Here is a 20,365-nt window from a genome sequence, read left to right as displayed (position 1 = left end):
CGCCCGCACCGACCCGCCATCGACATTGCCGATATCTTGCGCCGGCATGGCGACGCCTATCGTCGTGACCATGCCGGTCATCACGGTCGCGTCGAGCGGCGGGTGGTGAGCGCCATTGTTGGGTGCCGAACCGACGCGCTCGGCGGCCACGTCGAGGCCCGCAATGACTGCGGCATGACGCGGATCGCCTATAATTCCTGCCGGAATCGGCATTGTCCGAGGTGTCAGGGGCCAGCCCGAGCCGCGTGCCGTGCCGCGCGAGAAGCCGACCTGCTGCCGGTTCCCTACTTCCACGTCGTCTTTACGCTTCCTGCACCGATCGCCACGATTGCTTTCCAAAACAAGGCGGTCGTCTATGCCATCCTGTTTAAGGCCGCCGCCGAGGCGATCACCGACGCTTGCTGGCAATCCGCGCCGGCTCGGCGCGGAGATCGGCGGCGTCGCGGTCCTGCACACCCTGTGGAAAAGCGCTAACGCATCATCCCCACATTCACTGTGTCGTGCCGGGCGGCGGCCCGTCACCTGATGGAACACGCTGGATCGCCAGCCGACCGAACTTCTTCCTTGCTGTCAAACCGCTGTCCCGGCTCTTTCGCTGGCTTTTTCTCAAACGCCTGATCAGGGCCTTCAACGCCGGCGCCTTGCGCTTCTTCGGCGATCTTGCTCCTCTTGCCGAACTCGACGCTTTCGCTGGTCGCATCAAAGCCAGGCAGCGCGTCAACTGGGTTGCTTACGCCAAGCGGCCCTTCGGCGGACCCGCACAGGTGCTGGCCTATCTCGGCCGCTATACCCATCGCGTCGCGATCGCCAACAGCCGGCTCGTCGCACCCGACAACGATCATGTTGCCTTCACATGGAAGGATTACCGCCAGGACGGCGCGACAAGGATCATGAAGCTCAAGCCCGACGAGTTCATTCGCCGCTTCCTGCTTCATACGCTGCCCGACGGTTTCCATCGCATCCGCCACTTCGGCTTCATGGCCAACCAATCGCGCTGCCAAGCTCGCCCTTTGCCGCGAACTTCTCGATCATGGGACAGCCCCAAACGAAAGCCAGCCGCCGCCTGTGGATTCGGAAGCTCAAACCTGGGCCGAAGTTCCTGCCTGTCCGGATTGTGGTGGCGTCATGCGCATCATTGAGCGCTTTCGACACAGCTTCAGACGCTCCAGCCCTCGAACATCACCGTTTCGATGCGACACATCGTGAGCCAAGTCATGCCGTGCACGACGATCATCATTCGTCATTTCGCTCCCAGCGTCTCGATCATCGCGGACGATGTCGACTCCGTGCTTTCACACTGCGCGACAACAACGGTCCCATGCAGCAAAATGCCTATCGCGATCTCCAGTGAAGCGCGTCTGATCTCAACTCTTCCCCGACGCGCACATCTCGTGTCTCTGCCTCACGCGCCGAGCCAGCAGATCGGGCCTTCCGATCTCGAACGTGCTGCATGCTCTGGTCCTCGTCTTCGGCCAGAACGAACTTCAAACTGGATTAAGCCCGAGGGGCAGGGTCAACACCCACGCCTTCCTCGGCGGTGCAAAATCCATGCGCCAGATTCGTGTGGGCGTCGGCGGCGCCACTACGAAGATCGCGTGGTTGCCCCCCAGCGCATCCAGTACGACGGCAACCTATGGCGTGAGGACACCACGCGGCAATCCTCAGCGCGCGGCAATCCTCAGATGGGCTGTGACGGGCGTCTTTTGGAGACTCGTACGACTCTCACGGCTACTCGCCGTTCCCAGCCGGTGGTCGGCCGCAGTCGACTCTTCTGGCGCGATTTGGCGGATTGTTAGCAAAGTTGCGCGACTGTCCGACCGCCTACATCTGTTCGTCGGAGCCGTGGCCTCTCGCGAGATCTCGTGTCCGTTGCATCGTGCGGGAAAAATATTCGTCGCGCTCGCGGCGCACGCGCTCTTGATGCGCTCTGAAATTCGCAACTCGTTTGCTGATGTGCTCTCGCTCGGAGATGTCCCAGCTCAACCGCCGGGGAGAATCGGGCGGGGAAGCTTTTGCGATTGGCGCGATGGGTGCTACCAGCTTTGGAATAGGCGCTACGCTCCGTGCGCGTTCTACGAGTGCCGCGGATTGTTGAACCAGCGCCTCCAGTTCCTTCTTCCAGTTCATCTTCCATGTTCTCCGAACAGTCATGGGAGCATGCTAATTTGGTGCGGTACGCTCGTCCAGCTACCCCTTTTGGTAGTTGCGAGGCCGCTGCTTGTCCGCAAAATAGTGGCCGATGAGCCATTTGGGCCGATGAAATTCGCGGCTTCCCTGCTAGGAGAACCCACCCACGTGACCTTCGTCACCCAAGTGACGCAACAGCCTGGAAGATCAGAACGATGCGACCTGGGTCAAACCCGTCGGCTGTGCCTGGTCTCTGGCATGAAAGCATGATCGCCCAGGCTCACCATACTCGAACTCCTCAAGCGAACTACGCTGACGCCGAAGCAGCGGAGATTGTGCGTCAATGCGCGAATCGGTGCCGCCCGAATGGTCCGACCAGAACTACTCTACAGTATTGCTCAAATGGGAGATGGGAGTGGCGAGGGGTGTTGTGAAATGGTTTAACGCGACGAAGGGTTTCGGCTTCATTCAGCCGGATGGGGGCGGCCAAGATGTTTTTGTACACATAAGCGCCCTGGAGCGCGCTGGCCTCTCTGACCTGCGGGAAGGGCAGGCAGTCTCTTACGAGCTTAAAGTCGACCCGAGGCGCGGTAAAAGCAGTGCGGAAAATCTGCGTGTCTGATTTCATGTCGTAGGCGTCTGGCCTCAGCCCCCCGCCCAAGTCTGGCGCTTACCTCGGAACGACCCCAGCCTCTTTAAGCACTGGGGTCGTTTCATTTCTCGCCAATTTTCGACGTTTCGCGGGTCCGAATACAAAAGAACGTAGCTAGCGATGCTCGCTAGCCGCATCGCCTCTTTGTCCCGTTTGGTAGACGGGTAACAGTCAGTCCGCCCGCTCGTCATAGCGCGATTTGAAGGCGCTCGCGAGCGGCTTATTGGTCGGAAGGTCATCCTCGCCGATCATCCTGGACCGGAGGTGGTGGCGCCGGCGCTGATCAAACCCGATACCGTGCTGCGGCGCGAGTTCAACAGTGTGGACCAACGAAGGGATGGAAAACCTAAGCAAGGACTCTCGAGCGTTCGAGAGGGCTACGATATCAGGCTATTGCTGCGCGAGCTCCCTTCGCCGGACGTTGGATCCGGTCAAGGTCGCCAGCCTCGAGGGCTCACAAGCAGGCAATTCGTAGATTGTGGGCAGGCTCCTCAACGCCCTCCATCAGGAGCCTTCGGGGATCTCGGGGAGCACGACGCCGCACCTGCGGCCGCGGTTGTGCATGCGGTCGCCGCGTTCTTTGCTCAGCCACACGCCTGGCGCGTACGCTGAAGCTGCAACCGCGTAGTCGCCCTTCAAGTGCTGGATGATCTCGCCGAGAAATGATACGCAGCGGCGATGATCGTTTACCTTCACATCAATAAGTGTCGGGGCAGGGCTGGATTGAATTTACCTTAATTGGGCGGGGCCATCTTTGGTTGAGTGCTCGTCGAGTCGCTACGCCATTATGGGATCGCTCTCCGCCCTAGAGCCTCTCGTCGTGGAGGTTGGCAATCCTCTTGGCGCAGCGAACCGGCTAGAACTGAAAATCGAATTTTGAGATGCACGAAGGCAATGCCGAACTCACCTATCGGAATTCCAAGGGGATTTTGCTGAGCCGGGACATTTCGGGCGTCCACCACCGATCCGCGCCCCTCGTAGTCTAATTTATGTAACCGCGGAACGCTTCCGTCCATCATTAGGGCTTCGCACGGACCAACATACGGCCCGTTGGCATCGCGCGTTAAAGCCCACTTGAGGATTCAAAGCCGGAGCGGCTGCTAGCATCAGTGCTAAAGCTCGATCCGTCCTCCTAATGAACCAGCGCATGCGACGGCACCTTGAAACATCGCGCTTCCGATCGGCATCAAGCGTCGGCGCCTATCTGGGTCTTACGCCTCGACGCAACCACTCTGGCGAAACTGGGCAAGATATCACGATGGGGCGACCGTCTTCTCCCAACCTACCTGTACGAGGCGGCGATCGTCCTGCTTCATCGAACGAAGAAATGGTCCTCTCTTAGGGCTTGGGGCATGAAGCTCGCTAAGCGGATTGGCATGCGAAAGGCAAAGGTCGCCATCGCGCGCAAACTCGCCATCCTTCTTCACTGTATCTGGGTCTACGGCACATCGTTCGACTGGGGCCAGGGGAAGGAAGCCTGATCCGATCTTGTAGAGTTCCTGGTCCGGTCTGCCGGACTGGCGATGTCTCGCTGGGACGGTGTTGTGGCGGCCTCGGTTAATCAGGCGGTGGCGGCTCGTCCGCACTCCGCTGCAAACGTTGAGGCGCCCGACCCCGACATCATCATGAGGCGCTGCGCGACTTGGAAAGGACCATGATCCCAGCGAAGACCTCAACCAGCCCCGGCGATCCAATGCACGTATCAGCCGGCCCGCGCCGTCTCCGCAATCCGGACCAGCTCCGACGGCGCGAGCACTACCACCGTGCCGTGGGCGAGTTCAGAAATGTAAGTTTGACAACAAACCGCAATTAAAGGGCCGATTGACACCCAGCGCGCGCGTACGCAGGCGAGGCAATCGCGGCTCCCCGGAGATCATGATCCGCGAGCGCCCTGCTAAAGCTGCCGAAGCAGTGCCGGGACATCGTGAGTGAGACCTCCTCCTCGGTGTTGGCAGCTCGGCAATCTGCAGGCCGTCCGAACGCACGAAAGGCATCACGATGCTATTGCACCGTTCGTTTGGCGGGGTTGGCGAAGCGCAGCGCCTGGTGGCGAGCGACGCAGCTCTTCGAGTAAGGTCAGGCCCTCTTTCACGACGCCGGCCGGAACGACAGTCCCACTCAGGACGCCAGTCGAGGACACCGAGTGCCGTTTGTCGTGTGTCAACTATCAACTCTCGCAGTTGATGGAGAGAACGACCCATGCAACCGTAACGATCGGATACCACCGGTGCAGGTCGATTAACATCCGGAGAGACGCCCGTGCCATGCGGCGCCACGTCCATGGGACAAATGCGTACAAGCAGCGGCTGATCATCGACAAATCAAACGGGCGGATCCTTCGTACAGTGATGTTTAATAATGACGAGTGACGGCACAGAATCTTCGCTCCGCATCTGGCTCGCCGTCATCGTGCTAGGCATCGCCTCGTTTCACATCGTCTTGGCAGAGATAGCACCTATCGGGCTGTTGTCTCAGATCGCTCGCGACCTCGGACGAGATCAGGCAGGGGTCGGGCTCACGGTGGCCCTCTATGCCTGGATCGGTGCTGCCAGCGGTCTGTTGTCACCCGTTCTGCTTCAGAAGTTTCCTCGCAAGCCGCTACTCATCGCCTTGACTCTTATCCTTTCCGCAACAACGTTTGCGGCGACGATGTCTCACACTTTCGAAGGGTTGTTGCTGGCACGCACGGTGGGCGCTGTCGTTCACGGTTTCTATTGGGCCATGGCGGCTGCGGTTGCGTCTAAGATTGCGCCGTCCCGCAGTATGGGTGTTGCGATGGCAATCGTATTCGGCGGGATCTCGATGGCGACCGTTGTTGGCGTGCCGCTCGCGAACTTCGTCGGTCAGGTGAGCGGATGGCGTGCAGCGTTCAGATTAATTGGCGCCATCGGACTGATCACCTCAGCCCTGATGGTGGCAGTTCTTCCGAAAATGCAGGCCGGGACGCCAGCGGGATGGAGAGAGCTTGGATCAGTCTGCCGCAGGCATGACCTGTTGGGGATCTATGCCGTAACGACATTCATGGCGGCGGCGCATTTCGGGGCGTACACATTTATAGAACCATTCCTCAGCGAGATTCCAAACGTTGCCCAAGTCATGATCGGCGCGCTGTTGTTCGGCTTTGGCGGAGCAGGATTCCTGGGGAACATCCTGGCGGGCGTCCTCATCGACCGCTTCATGAAGCCCATCATCACTGCGGGGCTGCTTGCTCTGTGTCTGGCGCTCGTTGGCCTTGGATGGTTTGGTCCCCACTTGGGGACAGGCCGGGTCCTTGTCTTGCTGGTCATCTGGGGCGCTGCCGTCGCGGCGCTGTTCGCGGGACTCCAGACCTGGATCCTGCGCGCCGCCGGTTCGACAGTGATGACTGCTGCCGCGATGCACTCGGCGGTCATCAATTCGGCCATCGGCTTCGGAGCCGTCCTTGGCGCCCAGATGTTGACTGTAGCCGGCCCATCAGGAGTGATGCTGGCAGCTGGTATGGTCGTCATCATCCCTCTGCTGATAGTTCTCCCGCAAGCAGCCCCAGAGGGTGATCTAAAAAAGGGGGCGTTGCTTGATGGATAACGCCGCAGCCGTGCGCACCGCGCGGATCGCCGCGTGCCCTACCACGAATGTCGCACGAAACCTTCCGCTGGTACGCGAGCGTTGGACCAAAATGTTCGTGCAGCCAAGCGGACCGGTCGAAGGGGGTGAAACACCACGCCAGGCCTTGCCCGAGAACTCGTTGAGGAACTCGGCATCGAGGTTTCTGGCGATGTACGCGAACATCTCGGGCGATTGCGCCGTTGCGGCATTGCGAGGAGCATTCGGTCGAGCGGTCTACCGCACTGCGGAACACTTTTGCATTCTTTCCACACAACAATGTCTCTGTCCTGAGATTACCCGGCATTCTAGCATCATAATTGGCGCTACCCGACAGACGGGCAAGCTCGCCTTCTTCATCCCGTGAGCGTCCTCACGGTGGCGTGTGACGCGCTTCTCGATGATCGGTCCTATCGCGCTCAACCGAAGGCGCTCTTTGCTGGCTCTTCCGAGGCGCTGCCGAGCAGCTGAGCCATCATCGCCTTCCTGCGCGGAACAGCAAGCTGATGACGTCTACTTGCGTGCTTTCCTGATTGAGCGCTCACCAGCATCACAATGGCACTCCAACCAGCGACTTCGATCAATTGCGTCCTTAGACCCACTGGGATCTCAAAGCCATGGTCTAGAACTGGGCTTACTGTCAATGAACTCGCATGATGGTGCCGAAGACGAGACGCAAGATCGGCGCGGCCTCTAGATCAAGTTTACGCTCTTGAGCGCATTGTGGCAGGTGGCTTCACTCCTTTCGGGATGGCCGTCGCATTGGATCATCGGCCGGTGGTCGGACGTGTCTGCGGATACCCATATCCGCGAACTCGCAGGCACCTACACATCGATGCCCGCGTCGGCCAAAAGGCTCAAGAGGGAGCTCATGCGCGGCGGCCATCGCGTCAACTTCTGACCTCGTGGACAAAGGCGGCGCACTCATCGTTGACAAGAGAGAGGCGCGGCTACGTCCATGATCCAATAGGTGCGTGCACGAAAATCGAGCTGTTCCAGAAGCTCCTAAAATCGGGCTGCAGGGCGGAGGACTCAAAACTGCGGACCGCAGAGCGGCTCGCTAGTTTGATGGCGGTCGTCTGCCCTCTCAGCTGGCGCGTCCTCTGGCTCATCATGCTCAATCGTACGGCCCGGACGCATCACGAAGATCGCCTCCACGGACACCGAGATCGTATTGCCCGATGAACTCATCAAGGACGTCGGCATTCGACGAGGTCGCCTTGGAACCCCGCATTCTACTTGACCGAACTTGCACAATTGGGTGGCGACCTGGCCAGGGCCGCCGATCCGCCACCCGGAAATGTTGTCATTTGGCGCGGACTCTCCAGACACACCGGATCGAACTCTGCGCCGAAATTGGAGCGGTTGGAAATGTCGATAAATGAAGTGTCATCGAACAGTTCCACCGCTGCGGCTTTGGAATCGGCTGTTTGCGCAGTAAGCGCGAGTTTCCGGTGCGCCAACCTGTCGAGTAGATTGACTCGCCGCAACTGAGAAAACGGACTAGTGGCACACCCGATAAAAATCCATTAGCGTAGGCTTCCTATGTTTAGTTTGCCTGATTTGCGTGTACTGGAAGTCGCGGCCGTCGTCATCGAAGAGGGCAGCATGAGCGCGGCCGGCCTCAGACTTGGCATCACTCAATCGGCCGTTTCACAAGCGATGAAGCGCGCGGAAGCGCATATTGGCGCATCCCTCGTCCGTCGCGATCGTCGTCCCCTTGGGCCCACGGAGGCGGGGCAAGCTCTGCTCACCCACATGCGCGAGATAACCCTGCGCGTCGGACGAGCTGTCGAGGAAATGCGGGCCGCCGCAGCGCGTCCCGAACGCGAGGACCTTCGGCTCGGGATGATCGACACGTTCGCGTCCACAGTGGGACCACTGTTGGTCCGCAGCCTCATGGCGGGTTCAATCGCGCTTCGCGTGAGCGCGTATTCGGGGCTGGTACCCGCGCACGCCGAGGCATTGATGCGCAACGAGATCGATGCAGCTGTCACATCGGATCCAATGGAGGGCGTTGACGAAGTTACCCGCTTACCCCTATTGCGCGAGCCATTCCTCCTGGTAGCACCGATTGCCTGGGCGGATACTCTTCGCGATCGTCCACTGGACGACCTACTACTCGAGCACCGACTTATCCGCTACACCGCGCGTTCGCACATGGGAACGCAAATTGAACGTCATCTCCGGCGTCTAAGGATAGAGCATCCGCAGACGATGTCGTTCGACACGTCGGACTCGCTGCTCTCGATGGTCGCCAATGGCATAGGCGTGGCGATTACAACACCCCTGTGCATATTGCAGGCTGCCGTCCATCGACCGGCGCTCGAAGTCATGCCATTGCCGGCGACCGGCCTCTCGCGCACGATCGCGTTGGTGACTAAGCAAGGCGGATTAGGCACGTTGGCTGCGCGAATAGCGGATGATACTTGTGTGCTCCTGCGGAACTGGACCTTGCCCCAGATCGCGGCTCAAATTCCCTGGATGGCTCGTTCCGTCGGCAGCATCGTGTTGGATCCGCTCGCTCACGAGGACGCCGCCTGCCGGTGCGTTGCGGGTGGCTCCACCCGGACTCTCGACGAACAGTATAACCCTAATTAATCATACTTATTAGCCTTCATAACATCTCCGATCTTAGCTTTAACTCTCACCCGTCTTCGGAGAGAGTTGTTTGCGTAGCGTCCGAACCCGGGATCAGAGATGTCAGCGACTCGCACCGAAATAGACAGTCTAGGAACGCGCGAGCTGCCGCTGCGCGCCCTGTACGGCTTGGCCTCCCTGCGTGGGAGCGAGAACTTCGACATCTCACTCCAGAAGCTCGGTGATCAGCCGGCACTTCTTCGGGCACTAGCGCGCATCAAGCGCGCTGCCGCGGCGGCGAACCGTGAGCTCGGAGCCCTCGACGCCAAAGTAGCAGGAGCACTAATCGCAGCTGCGGACGAGGTCATTGCTGGTAAACACGATGGGCAGTTTATCATCGATTTGCTCGAAGGCTCCGGCGGTACATCGATCAACATGAACATGAACGAGGTTCTGGCGAACCGGGCCCTGCAAATTGTCGGTGAAAAGCCCGGTCGGTACGACGTGATCCATCCAAATGATCACGTGAACCTATGCCAGTCGACGAACGATGTGCTGCCCTCGGCGCTCAAGTTGGCGGCGCACGAAAAGTCCGGCGATCTGGTGGGTGCGCTGGACCAGGTGGCGGCCGCTCTTTCGGAGCGGGCCATTGTATTCGCTGACGTATTGCGCGTCGGCCGCACATGCATGCAGGCCGCCCAGCCGATGACGCTCGGTCAGGCGTTCGGCGGTTACGCATCAGCGATCAAGCGGCTCTCCTTGAAGCTGTCCGTGGCGCGCCAGGAATTGATGGTGCTTCCCCTCGGAGGCACTGCGATTGGCACCGGGCTCGGAGCAGTGCCGGGCTATCGCCGTGCCGTTTATGGACATCTTGCGGCAATCTTGGGCCACGCGGTACGCCCAGGCGACGACATGTTCGATGCCATGCAGAACGCCGACGCCTTCGCACGCGTGTCGTCGGAAATCCGCATCGCAGCAGAGGTAATGGCGAAAATCGCCTCTGACCTGATCATCCTTTCCTCTGGGCCAAATACGGGGCTTGGCGAATTGCGGTTGCCCGCTCTCCAGCCCGGTTCTTCGATCATGCCAGGTAAACTCAATCCAGTCCTGCCGATGATGATCCAGCAAGTTGCGTTCGCTATCGTGGGCAACGACGCCGCAGTATCTCTCTCAGCGTTGAGCGGCCAACTCGAAATCAATCACTTCGAGCCAGTCATCGCCTCGCGCCTCTTCGATTCGATCGAGCTTTTGACGCGATCGGCCAGAATATTTGCCGACCAATGCATCTCGGGGATCCGGGCAGACCGGGAACGGTCGCTCAGCAACTTGATGCAATCTTCGGCTCTTGCGACCGTGTTCGTACCGCGCCTTGGTTATGAACAGGTATCGACACTTGTGCTTACAGCCGCTGAGCAAATGCGGCCCTTCATCGAAATCGCGATCGACCGCGGACTTCTGAACCGTAGCGCGGTTTTGCAGATGCTGCACGAGAGCACCCGTTATCGCGAGAATGCCGCATGAGCCGCGATTCTGCACTTGCCCTTGTACGCGAAGGGCTCACGAGCATGCCGCGAGTCGATGCACAACGCCAGAGGATCAACCTACGAAGGTCATGCCACAGCCAACTCGCCATCGCCCTGTCTCCAACCCGATGCGGCGGATGAGACGATGCGCCACGATCGAGAGGCCGCTTGTCCATAGGTCAGTGCTCCGGCCTCTCTTCAAGTCGTGCTTATACGGACGCGCCCGGCCGTAGTGCCAGGGGCAGTGATCGGCAAAGTCAGCAAACACGTAAGACATCGTCGATAACGTATTCTAACCATTCGCGTGGGGCCGTCCTGGCCTCCGCCAATCTTCACATCCTGTTCGGCCGGTAGCCCGATCAAGATGTGCAAGTTCTCCGATAGCTGGTTACGGCCTGATTCACCTGATGATACATTCACGAGGCGTGATCGAGTCCCGCAGGTGAACACTGGCCCAACATTTTTTCGTTCGTTCGCTGCCGTATTCAAGACGGCACTGAGGCACGCGAAATCCATCCGATGCCGAGAGGCAGCTGCGCGCGTCAGAATCTCATCCGTCGTATCGACTGGGCCCAGCTGAAGTTTCCCCACTCCTAGACGTTGTTTATGTCGTATGCGACATTCGGTTTGAGTATAAGGTAAGGTCAATCAAGATGCTCTGGCTGTAGGCCTTGTCGATGACCGTGCCAGTGTTTACCTGGTTTGTAGCAAAAGTTAGCATCACCTTTTGTATTGGCGCCATTGCATTTAGCTGCTTGCCATAGAGTAGCAAAGCGCAAAGGGGGTTCGCATTTCCATTCACCAATTCGGAAACACCGCATGTTACTGGTGTGATAGTCAGCTCTCGATTGAGATCACCCCCGCTTCACGGCCGACCACATTGCCACTGCCTTGGGGCGCTTCGACTTCCAGCCTTTCGCCGATATCAATGCCGTAAGAGCTGACGCCCTTAATTTGGCCGTTAGGGCGCGCAATCGGGCCGCCAAGCAGTTTGGAGTGGCGATCAGCACGGCGATCGGCTGGATGAAGCGGGTCGATGAGACCGGCAGCGTTGCTCGGGGCCAGATGGGTTGGAAAACCATTACCTTTCTGGCGGCCCTGCGCCATGACCGGATCTATGCGCCATGGTTCATCGAGGGACCAATCATGGCGTGAGCTTCCGGATCTATGTGGAGAAGGTTCTCCTGCCGACCCTTCGGCCCGGCGACATCGTCGTCCCGGACAATCTCGGCAGCCACAAAAGCAAAGCCGTGCGCCAGCTCATCGGCTTCGCCGGAGCAAAGCTCTTCTTCCTGCCAAAATACTCACCCGACCTGAACCCCATCGAACGAGTCTTTGCCAAACTCAAGCATCTGCTCCGCAAGGCAGCCGCACGAACCGTCGATGCGGTCTGCGCCGCCATCGGCGAACTCCTTTATGCATTTACACCCGAAGAATGCGCCAACTACCTCAAAAACTCAGGCTATCGAAGCTAGTCCCATCACGCTTTAACGGCGAGCCTCCCAGGAGGCTAGCGCCCAATGATCTGTGCCTCGATCATATCCGTTCTCAGCTCAACCCGCTATCCCGATCGCTCTTGAGGACCGTGGCGGAGCGCTCGTCTGAGCTCGCCGAACTGGTTGAACATGACGATGAGAGCGATTATCCCGGCGCCAAGCTCTGCGAGCGCTTGACTGGCTAACAGTCCGTTAAAGCCCGCTACCAGCGGGAATAACAGTACGGCCGGTATGAAGAGATACCCCTGCCTGGCCAAGGACACAATTGCACTGAGGCGCGCTCTCCCAAATGACTGAAGCATTGCCGTCACGAAACTCTGCACCCCAAACAGTCCAAAGAAGAGATGGAACACGATGCAGGTCGAGACGGCAATTTCGGTGACGTACTCGTTATCGCTAAATAGGCTCACTAAAGGCCTTGCAAAAATCACAACGGCCGCAGAATACAGCACCGAGAATGCGATCGTCACGAAGAGCATGAACTTCGCAGCCCTCAATATATGAGCATAGTCGCGTGCGCCCCAACCGAAACCCAGGATAGCTTGAGCGCCAATACAGAACCCGGTGATAGGCAGTGCGCCGACCATCAAGATACGCACAGCTATTCCAACCGCGGCGATGGAATCGTCGCCGAACGGCGCAGCAGCTCCGTACAAGAGCATAACGGCAAGAGCAGATAAGATACTCGTCATTGTCGCCGGCGCGCCTACCAACGCGAGCTGTCTGATGCGGTCTGCTCGCAATGATATGTGAGATATCCTGACGAGAACCGTCCCGCCAAGCTTCGTAAAATACGCGATATACAGTCCGACAGCAGAGATCTGAGACACCAGCGTTGCGAGGGCTGCGCCTCGCACGCCAAGGTCAAGTGAAAATATGAAGACGGGATCAAGCACAGCGTTCAGGATAAACGCGGTCATCATCACCCACATGCTAAATCGTGTATAGCCTTCGGCTCTTACAATGAACCCGCTGACGGTATTTAGTAGCATCGGGGTGCACCCCAACAAAACCGTTCCCGCGTAGTCGAGCGCCACGGGCATGATGGTTGGGGTTGCTCCGAGCGTTGCAAATATCCCTGGCAGATTTGGAAGCAGAGTGAGGGTGACTATGATACCGATCGGAGCGGCGAGCGCAAGTGCCGTGCTTGCGCCTCGACTCGCTTCTAGGTACTCACGAGCGCCCAGATGACGAGATATGAACGACGCTGCTCCAACACCGATCCCCTGTCCGGCTGCGGCGAGCAGGACCACGATCGGCAAGGTCATGCTAACAGCTGCGATCGCCTGCGCGCCTAGGGCGCCAACAAAGATCGCGTTGACGACCTGCTGCAGCGCATGGATCGATAATCCAACAACAGACGGAATGGCGAGCCGCAGGATAAGACTCAAGAGATTCTGGTCCGATAGATCGACGTGCTGTTTTTTCTTTGGCATCACATTACGCTTGCTGTCGAGGGCGAATTCTGTATTCGGTCCATTCACGGACGAGTGAATTTTTCCAAATTCGACGATGGCGTACTCAGCGCAATCCTCTCTGGATCTGCTCTGGCACGCCGTGATCGCCTGGATAGATTGACGTTTTCAAAGCTGATTTTTGCCTGGGCATACGCCTCCCGTCAGTTGTAGCGAATACTGACTGAGGTGTTCGAGGGTAGCCCCCAGGTTCTGCTAGTCATATTGTGCCGTTCCGCCCTTTGGTTGAGCATCGTGCCGGTTGCGTTCACTTCTCGGGATGATGATCGGCGGGGAAACGCGGCCAGACCCTAGAGCCTCAAGTTGGTTTTGGCATCTACCGGATCTTGTAGTAGACGCTCCATCATCTGCATGGCACAAGCAATGAACGTGCTCAGAACCACTGTGGTGGTTCGATGATGTCCTGCAATCTTTACACGATATCGGGTTCCTCAGCGCGATCGAGACGAACGGCAGGCTGCCGGCCCCGGCCAGCGTGGTGACTGGATTTGCGTCAGTAAATAGCGCCGCGCTGGCCGTCACTCGCGGACACGAACTGAAAATTCGTGTGGCCGCAACCGGCAGCCTGCCAGACCGGTTCGATGAGCGTGGCTTGAACAATTTCTGCTTCGATCGAAAGACCGCCCTGACGCCGTCGAGCGGCGGGCTATCTCGGACTGCCTGGCTCAGCCGAAATGGCGGCTCAGCGTGCAGTCCCACAAACACTCGGCATCACATGAAGATATCCCAAGCATTTAAGTTCGAGGCAGCGCACCGACTTCCAAACGTCCCGCAGACACATCGCTGTCATCGGGTGCATGGTCATTCCTATCGCGTCGAGGTCGTGCTGAACGGGGCCGTCGATCCGCACACCGGATTCGTAATGGATTTCTTCAACATGGAGGAAGCGTTTGGCCTTCTTATAAAGAAGCTCGATCACCATTGCCTGAACGACGTCCCGGGACTGGAAAATCCGACGGCGGAAAATATCGCCATCTGGATCTGGGAGCACGCGAAACCGCGCCTCGCCCAACTCTCGAGCGTGAGGGTGTACGAGACGACGGATAGTTGGGCGGAATATGACGGGCCCGATCGCTGAATTCAGCGCTGATTTGGGACTGTGTCGATGCGGCGCGCCTGTCGTTCTTCGGCTCAGAAGCGGACTTGCTCGATCTGCGATTCGGCTCTTCATCCGCCACGCCCGCGGCCAGATTTCCGCGCTCACAGAAGAGCCCTTGGATCCGACCGGAGCGCCCGGTTTGGCTATGAGGACACCCATCACGTGATCGCATTCGAAAAGCTTCCGGCCAAACGATTCGGAATCTCGCGTTGTGCTAACCGCGGAACGATCAGAGCGATTCGTCCTCAGGAGCGAATTCGATGCTGATTGTACCGGCGAGACGACCCGCCATTCCGGACGCTGCGGTTGGGCGACTTGGTGCTGCAGCAGGTCGGCGCTAGCCGCCAATGCGAGGAGCACGGGTTGATGCAAGATCGCGCAAGCCCGCATGTGCGCGAGCGTGCCATAGACATCGCCGTCAATACCCCCCGTTCGACACTTCGACGGGCGAAGCCTCAATTGAAGCTGGCGAGGTGCCGGACTCGAGCGTCCGCGCTGACTGGTCACGGATGCATCCCTTGGCCGACTGGTTATTTCCACCCAACCAATAGCTGCGGACGTAAACCGGGCGAACAGCTGTCCACAGGAACCGATGCCTCGCCCCGCCGCATCCGATAGAGTGCAGTCAGGCCCGCACCGACCGCGGGTTCATCCCGGGAGCCTCCGATCCCCAAACCTTAGCCGAAATGGCGGCCGCGCTCGAGTAATCGCCGGACTATCGCGTCTTGGCCGGCTCGTTTCGCGCCCAAAATTGGCGGGGATTGAATTTCTTGGCAACTATCTAAGCCTGCAGCAAATCAGCGGTCTCTTTTCAGACAGCAATTGCAGCGCGGTCAGGAAGTGAATAATTCTCCACCAAGAACCAATTGAAAAATGGGTACGCCACCCATTCGGGGAACATGGATTCTGTCCCTGTCCCGGGCGACGTCAATCCTGCGAGTTATGCTGCCGTGATGTCCGGCAACTCACGTGCGGTGGCCTGCTCGGTCAGGTAACAACAGCATCCGCCTGTCGGAGCAGAAACGGATCCGCGACGCGCTCTTCGCCGAACACATGATTCCCCCAAGCTTCGCACCACCGGTTTGAAGCTCCGGACGCGCAAGGGACCGTGAAACCCTCCCAGGCATCCGTCGCTCACCACATCTGCACAATGAAGCGGCCGTATTTGGTCGCGATGTAGTCCTTCACCTCGGGCAAGCAGTAGATTGAGACGAAGCGCAGCAGCCGCGGATCATCCTTCCTGTCCGCCGCCATGAACTGCAGGCACCCAGTGCGATCAAGTTACCGCGGTCGGCGAGCAGCGCCGCTACGCTAGCGGCGCGATCGAGCAAACCCGAGTTGATCGTTAGGATCATCGCTTGGCCAGGTGGGCATCGGATGCTCCGATGAAGGCGAGCTCGGCGGCGTTCTGGACGTGATCGGAACTCGCGTCGGCGCGGTGATCCGACGCGATCGCGACATAGAGCGCCGGCAGCACGAAAAGCGTGAACAGCGTGCCGATGGACATGCCCGCGACGACCACGAGCCCGATCGAGAAGCGGCTCGCGGCGCCAGCACCCGTTGCGGTCAACAAAGGTAAGAGGCCCGTGACCATCGCCGCGGTGGTCATCAAGATTGGGCGGAGGCGGACGCGCGCCGCCATCTCGATGGCCGAGCGGGAATCGAGTCTCTCCTTGAGCTGCAGCTGATTGGCGAACTGGACCATCAGAATACCGTGCTTGGATATCAGCCCAGCCAATGTCAACAGTCCGATTTGGGTGTAGATGTTCATCGTCGCCAAGCCAAAGAATAGCGGGATTAAGGCGCCGGCGATTGCCATGGGAACGCTGAACATAATGATGAGGGGATCGCGCAGACTTTCGAACTGCGCCGCAAGCACCAAGAAAATGACGATGAGTGCAAACGCAAAGGTGATGACTAGTTTGTTACCCTCCTGCACATATTGACGGGCGTCCCCGAGGAAGTCGTGACTGAACTCTGCGGGCAGTTTCATTGCCTCGACGTCGAGGAAGTCCACAGCCTGACCGATCGTGACGCCGGGCATCGGTACGGCTTGGAAGGTCGCGGAGTTGAGCTGGTTGTAGTGGGTGAGTGCGTTCGGATTGGTCGCAGTCTCGATGGAGACCACGGTCGATAGCGGCAGCATCGAGCCCGCCGCTGTCTTGACATAATAGCTCCCAAGTGATTCCGGCGTCAGGCGTTTCTCGCGCGGCACCTGCGGGATCACTTCGTAGGAGCGGCCCTGCAGGTTGAAGCGATTGACGTAGTTTCCGCCAAGGAGGGTCGCGAGCGCGCTACCGACGTTCTGCATGGTGATGCCAAGGTCGCTCGCCTTGGATCGATCGACCTTGATTCGCACCCCCGGCTGGTTGAACTCAAGGTCAGAGTCGCTGACCATGAACAGACCGCTCTTGCGCGCGGCATCCTTCAGCTCCGACATCTGCTCGTAGATGTACTGGAAACCGAGCGTCGACTTGATCACCATCTGCACTGGTAAGCCGCCCGAACCGCCCGGAAGCGGCGGCAAGCTAAAGGCAAATGCGTTGATGCCTTCCAGTTTGGACAGCTCGGCCTGGACCAGCGATTTCAGCGCGATCGATGAGCGCTTGCGCTCGGCCCAAGGCTTAAGCAACATCCCGGCCATGCCGCCCTGCGGACCGCTGATGCCGTTGAGCACGAAGCGAAAATCCGTCTCGGGAAACTTCTGGAGTGCCTTGTCGAGCTTGGCGCCGTAATAATCCAGGTAATCAATATTGGCGTATTTCGGCGCTTTTGTCAGTGCGAATACGATGCCCTGATCCTCCTCGGGTGCGAGTTCCTTGGAAGTGTGCATATACAGAAAGGCGACGAGGCCCAGCATGGTCAGCGCAAACAGCCCGGTAATCGGGCGATAGTCGAGCGAGCGGTCGAGCTTGCGGCCGTACCAGCGCGTCATGGCGCTGAACACACGATTCACAAACTTTGCAAACCGCCCCTCTTCAGCGCTCTTCAGGAAGACCGCGCACATCATGGGCGACAGCGTCAACGCGATCACGCCCGACACGATCACCGAACCCGCCAGTGTAAACGCGAATTCGCGGAACAGCGCGCCGGTGAGGCCGCCGAGAAAGCCGATGGGCGCGTACACGGCGGCCAACGTAATCGTCATGGAGAGGACGGGGCCGACGATCTCGCCCGCGCCGTTCGTAGCGGCCTGCGCGGGCGACGCACCTTCTTCCATATGGCGATGAACGTTCTCCACCACGACAATTGCGTCATCAACCACAAGACCGATCGCAAGCACCATCGCAAGGAGGGTCAGCAGATTGAATGAGAACCCCAGCGCCAGCATCATACTGCAGACGCCAATAATGGACAGCGGAATGGTGACGACCGGAATGATGACAGACCGCAAGGAGGCCAGGAACAGGAAGATCACCAACACCACGATCGCGACCGCCTCAAGGAGCGTCTTCTCCACCTCGTCTATCGATGATTGGATGAACTTGGTGGAGTCGTAGGCCACTTCCATCTTCAGCGATGGCGGCAGGCTGCGCTTCATTTCTGGAAGCAGTGCCCGAACGCCTCGCGCTATGTTCAGTGGATTACCTTCTGGGCTCGCCTGCACGGCGACGAAGATAGCGTGTTCGCCGTTCATCGCGACGCTGGCGTTTGTGCTCTGCGCCGCAAGCTCGACTGTCGCGATGTCCTCCATGCGCACAAAGCCGCCGTCATTGGCTTTGACGATCATGCGCTTGAATTCATCAACACTCCGCAGATCAGTGTTGACCGTGACGTCGGAGAGAGTGAAATAGCCCTTAGTCTGGCCGGCCGCAGCCTGGAAGTTGTTGGCCGCGATTGCAGCAGAAACATCAGCTGGCGACACGCCGTGGCCCGCCATTCTCGCGGGATCGAGCCATAACCGCATCGCAAAACTCTGGCCGCCGAGGATGTCTGCCGCTGCGACGCCGTCTACAGTTGACATAATCGGTTGCACCACGCGCGAGAGATAGTCGGAGATCGCGCTGGCCGTCAGTTCTTCGCTGGAGAAGGCGATATACATGACAGCTGTGGTCTGACCGGCAGATTTGGTGACGACCGGATCGTTCGATTCCTTAGGGATTAAATATTTGACCGAGTTGACCTTGGAGAGCACTTCAGTGAGCGCCTCGTTGGGCTCGAAATTGAGCTTGATATAGACCTGGATCGTCGAGGCACCGAGCACCGAGGAGGACGTAATGTAATCAACGCCTTCGGCCGAAGCGAGCGCTTGCTCAAGGGGCGTGGTGATGAACCCCTGGATCATGTCGGCGGAGGCGCCAGGATAAGAGGTAGTGATATTGACGACCGTGTTGGTCAGCTTAGGATACTGCCGGATTGGCAAAACGGTGGCCGCACCAATGCCGGTCAGCAGGATCAGGAGACTGACGACGATAGACAATATAGGACGTTTGATGAAGAGCTCGGTAAATGCCATCGCGATGCTCGCATTCAAGAGACTGACGGAAATTCGCCAGTAAGCCAGGCTACAGCAACAGTCATCAACGCGGCGACTGTGGCTAGGGGCACCTTCTCAGGGTATAGCCCCATGTTTCTCTTAAGCTAGCAACCGCCCCGGGGGGGCCGGCTCGAACCAGTAGAGCTGAGCCTCTGGGCAAAGCCGCAGACAATGTAAAGAGTCAGCTCCGTCGTAGCAGCCGATGTCCAAGATCACTGGGTCTTGCTTCTGGAGGGAGCACACAATGTGCTGATGGACCTCCAACGCGGAAGTGGGCTGACGTATTTCCATTTAACCTCGTCCCACGCTTCAATGGCAGCAATGCCTTGCAGCACACTTATCAACTCAGCTTAGGATTTCGCGCCGCCCCACCCTTCGGACGGTCCAGCTTCGACGCTGAAACTACAGACAAGCCGACGGGCAGCTCAACTCTACAGAGGTAAGCGGGGGATATAGAACGGGTTGCATAACCTATACCAACGTTTGTCGACGAGCGACGCCCGCATGAGCCGCGCGAGACTTGTGATGTTGCTCGAGAGCACAGGCGTTTCCCTTCGGTCTTGTGCTTCACGATGAACCGGCCATCTCGGGTCCGCCCGCAAAGTAAGTGAATCCCAGGAAGGCGAAGGTCTCGGCCACCGCTCGCTGCGCGGCTGACGCGGGAGGGCCGCGAACCGCGCCAAACTCGATCAACGGGTTTTGTCCGCATGGAGCGCCGGCCAGTCGCGCATTGAGGGCCAAGAGCATTTCCTGGGCATCTGCCTTGCTCTCGAAGCCGATGACGAAGTCGTGCGCAAAGCGCACGGTCACAACGCGACCGCGCTGCATGGCGACCGCTCCAGTGGTCGACCCAGCGATCGAGGAGGTAATGCAGGAAGATGTTGGAAAGGAGCGGACTGATCCTGCCCTTTGCGGCGTGTGTCTTGCTTCTCGCCGCTCTCACGAACGCCAGTTCGCAGCCGCATCTCGATGAGCTGCAGGATACGAGGATCGGCAATCCTGTGCGCCACCATCCGCAGCAGCCACTCGTGGTCGACCGAATCGAAGACACTGGATATGTCATGATAGCCGGATCGAGGGCATCAAGCTCCATCTGAGGATCCCGCCCCGGCCGGGAGCCGTAGGAGAACCCGAGGAATTCGAGCTCATAGGCGGCGCTCAACACCTCGGCCACCGCGCTTTGGACGATCTTGTCCTCTAGCGGCCGGCACACCGAGAGGCCGCCTACCCCCGTCGGGTTGGGGATGTAGACGCGCCGCACCGGCTGTAGCCGGTAGGGACAGTGTGGACCCGTGCGCAGAGATCGCGGATTGGTCCGTGAGCCCCTCTTCGTACTTTGCCTCCCTTATCCCAT

10 protein-coding genes and 3 pseudogenes are annotated in these 20,365 nt (G+C 58.9%); 8 read left to right on the top strand and 5 right to left on the bottom strand.

Going from position 1 to position 20,365, the window contains the following annotated elements:
- Positions 1-18 precede the first annotated feature (18 nt).
- Positions 19-1,206, top strand: a pseudogene (locus tag QRQ56_RS22155) (IS91 family transposase).
- A 615-nt stretch (positions 1,207-1,821) separates the two neighbouring features.
- Here QRQ56_RS22155 and QRQ56_RS22150 read toward each other — a convergent pair.
- Positions 1,822-2,127 carry a hypothetical protein gene (locus QRQ56_RS22150; RefSeq protein WP_438742975.1) on the bottom strand — a complete coding sequence of 102 codons (306 nt, stop codon included), beginning with the start codon at positions 2,125-2,127 and terminating at the stop codon, positions 1,822-1,824.
- Between the two features lie 415 nt (positions 2,128-2,542).
- Between QRQ56_RS22150 and QRQ56_RS22145 the strand changes: the two genes are divergently transcribed.
- The 5 genes and pseudogenes from QRQ56_RS22145 to QRQ56_RS22125 all read left to right on the top strand — a co-directional run bounded on the left by QRQ56_RS22145 (position 2,543) and on the right by QRQ56_RS22125 (position 10,462).
- A complete protein-coding gene (locus QRQ56_RS22145; protein ID WP_219682983.1) occupies positions 2,543-2,749 on the top strand; it encodes a cold-shock protein in 207 nt (68 codons plus the stop codon).
- Between the two features lie 1,201 nt (positions 2,750-3,950).
- A pseudogene (locus QRQ56_RS22140) lies at positions 3,951-4,260 on the top strand (transposase); the annotation flags it as partial.
- A gap of 877 nt (positions 4,261-5,137) precedes the next feature.
- Positions 5,138-6,343 carry an MFS transporter gene (locus QRQ56_RS22135; RefSeq protein WP_438742974.1) on the top strand — a complete coding sequence of 402 codons (1,206 nt, stop codon included), beginning with the start codon at positions 5,138-5,140 and terminating at the stop codon, positions 6,341-6,343.
- 1,563 nt (positions 6,344-7,906) lie between these two features.
- Positions 7,907-8,962 (top strand): LysR family transcriptional regulator, encoded by a 1,056-nt coding sequence (locus QRQ56_RS22130; protein ID WP_438742973.1) that lies wholly within the window; start codon positions 7,907-7,909, stop codon positions 8,960-8,962.
- 99 nt (positions 8,963-9,061) lie between these two features.
- A complete protein-coding gene (locus QRQ56_RS22125) occupies positions 9,062-10,462 on the top strand; it encodes an aspartate ammonia-lyase (RefSeq protein ID WP_317245406.1) in 1,401 nt (466 codons plus the stop codon).
- 839 nt (positions 10,463-11,301) lie between these two features.
- On the opposite strand, the gene QRQ56_RS22120 is transcribed toward QRQ56_RS22125, so the two are convergent.
- Positions 11,302-11,571: a hypothetical protein gene (locus QRQ56_RS22120; RefSeq protein WP_438743030.1), complete on the bottom strand. Its 270-nt coding sequence runs from the start codon at positions 11,569-11,571 to the stop codon at positions 11,302-11,304.
- On the opposite strand from QRQ56_RS22120, the pseudogene QRQ56_RS22115 reads away from it, so the two are divergent.
- Positions 11,536-11,939: pseudogene (locus QRQ56_RS22115) on the top strand (transposase); the annotation flags it as partial. The gene QRQ56_RS22120 and the pseudogene QRQ56_RS22115 overlap by 36 nt on opposite strands.
- A gap of 86 nt (positions 11,940-12,025) precedes the next feature.
- On the opposite strand, the gene QRQ56_RS22110 reads toward QRQ56_RS22115, so the two are convergent.
- A complete protein-coding gene (locus QRQ56_RS22110; protein WP_317245407.1) occupies positions 12,026-13,444 on the bottom strand; it encodes an MATE family efflux transporter in 1,419 nt (472 codons plus the stop codon).
- Between the two features lie 706 nt (positions 13,445-14,150).
- Here QRQ56_RS22110 and queD point away from each other — a divergent pair.
- Complete coding sequence (gene queD, locus QRQ56_RS22105; RefSeq protein WP_085361592.1) at positions 14,151-14,513, top strand: 6-carboxytetrahydropterin synthase QueD; 363 nt, start codon at positions 14,151-14,153, stop codon at positions 14,511-14,513.
- Positions 14,514-15,885: 1,372 nt separating this feature from the next.
- Here the strand turns inward: queD and QRQ56_RS22100 are convergent.
- Together QRQ56_RS22100 and QRQ56_RS22095 are read right to left on the bottom strand one after the other, a co-directional pair.
- Positions 15,886-18,990, bottom strand: a complete 3,105-nt coding sequence (locus QRQ56_RS22100) for an efflux RND transporter permease subunit (RefSeq protein WP_317245409.1) — start codon at positions 18,988-18,990, stop codon at positions 15,886-15,888.
- 588 nt (positions 18,991-19,578) lie between these two features.
- Positions 19,579-19,839 (bottom strand): hypothetical protein, encoded by a 261-nt coding sequence (locus QRQ56_RS22095; RefSeq protein ID WP_317245410.1) that lies wholly within the window; start codon positions 19,837-19,839, stop codon positions 19,579-19,581.
- Positions 19,840-20,365 lie beyond the last annotated feature (526 nt).

Source organism: Bradyrhizobium sp. U531, from assembly GCF_051710265.1.
In the GTDB taxonomy this organism is placed as follows: Bacteria; Pseudomonadota; Alphaproteobacteria; order Rhizobiales; family Xanthobacteraceae; genus Bradyrhizobium.
Note: the sequence above shows the minus strand (reverse complement) of the source record. Positions and strands in the feature narration are given on the sequence as shown.

Bases quoted from the DNA above. Each gene is read 5' to 3' on its own strand.
- QRQ56_RS22150 (WP_438742975.1), bottom strand. From the start codon at position 2,127: ATGAACTGGAAGAAGGAACTGGAGGCGCTGGTTCAACAATCCGCGGCA.
- QRQ56_RS22135 (WP_438742974.1), top strand. From the start codon at position 5,138: ATGACGAGTGACGGCACAGAATCTTCGCTCCGCATCTGGCTCGCCGTC.
- QRQ56_RS22130 (WP_438742973.1), top strand. From the start codon at position 7,907: ATGTTTAGTTTGCCTGATTTGCGTGTACTGGAAGTCGCGGCCGTCGTC.
- QRQ56_RS22125 (WP_317245406.1), top strand. From the start codon at position 9,062: ATGTCAGCGACTCGCACCGAAATAGACAGTCTAGGAACGCGCGAGCTG.
- QRQ56_RS22120 (WP_438743030.1), bottom strand. From the start codon at position 11,571: ATGGCGCAGGGCCGCCAGAAAGGTAATGGTTTTCCAACCCATCTGGCC.
- queD (WP_085361592.1), top strand. From the start codon at position 14,151: ATGAAGATATCCCAAGCATTTAAGTTCGAGGCAGCGCACCGACTTCCA.
- QRQ56_RS22100 (WP_317245409.1), bottom strand. From the start codon at position 18,990: ATGGCATTTACCGAGCTCTTCATCAAACGTCCTATATTGTCTATCGTC.
- QRQ56_RS22095 (WP_317245410.1), bottom strand. From the start codon at position 19,839: ATGCAGCGCGGTCGCGTTGTGACCGTGCGCTTTGCGCACGACTTCGTC.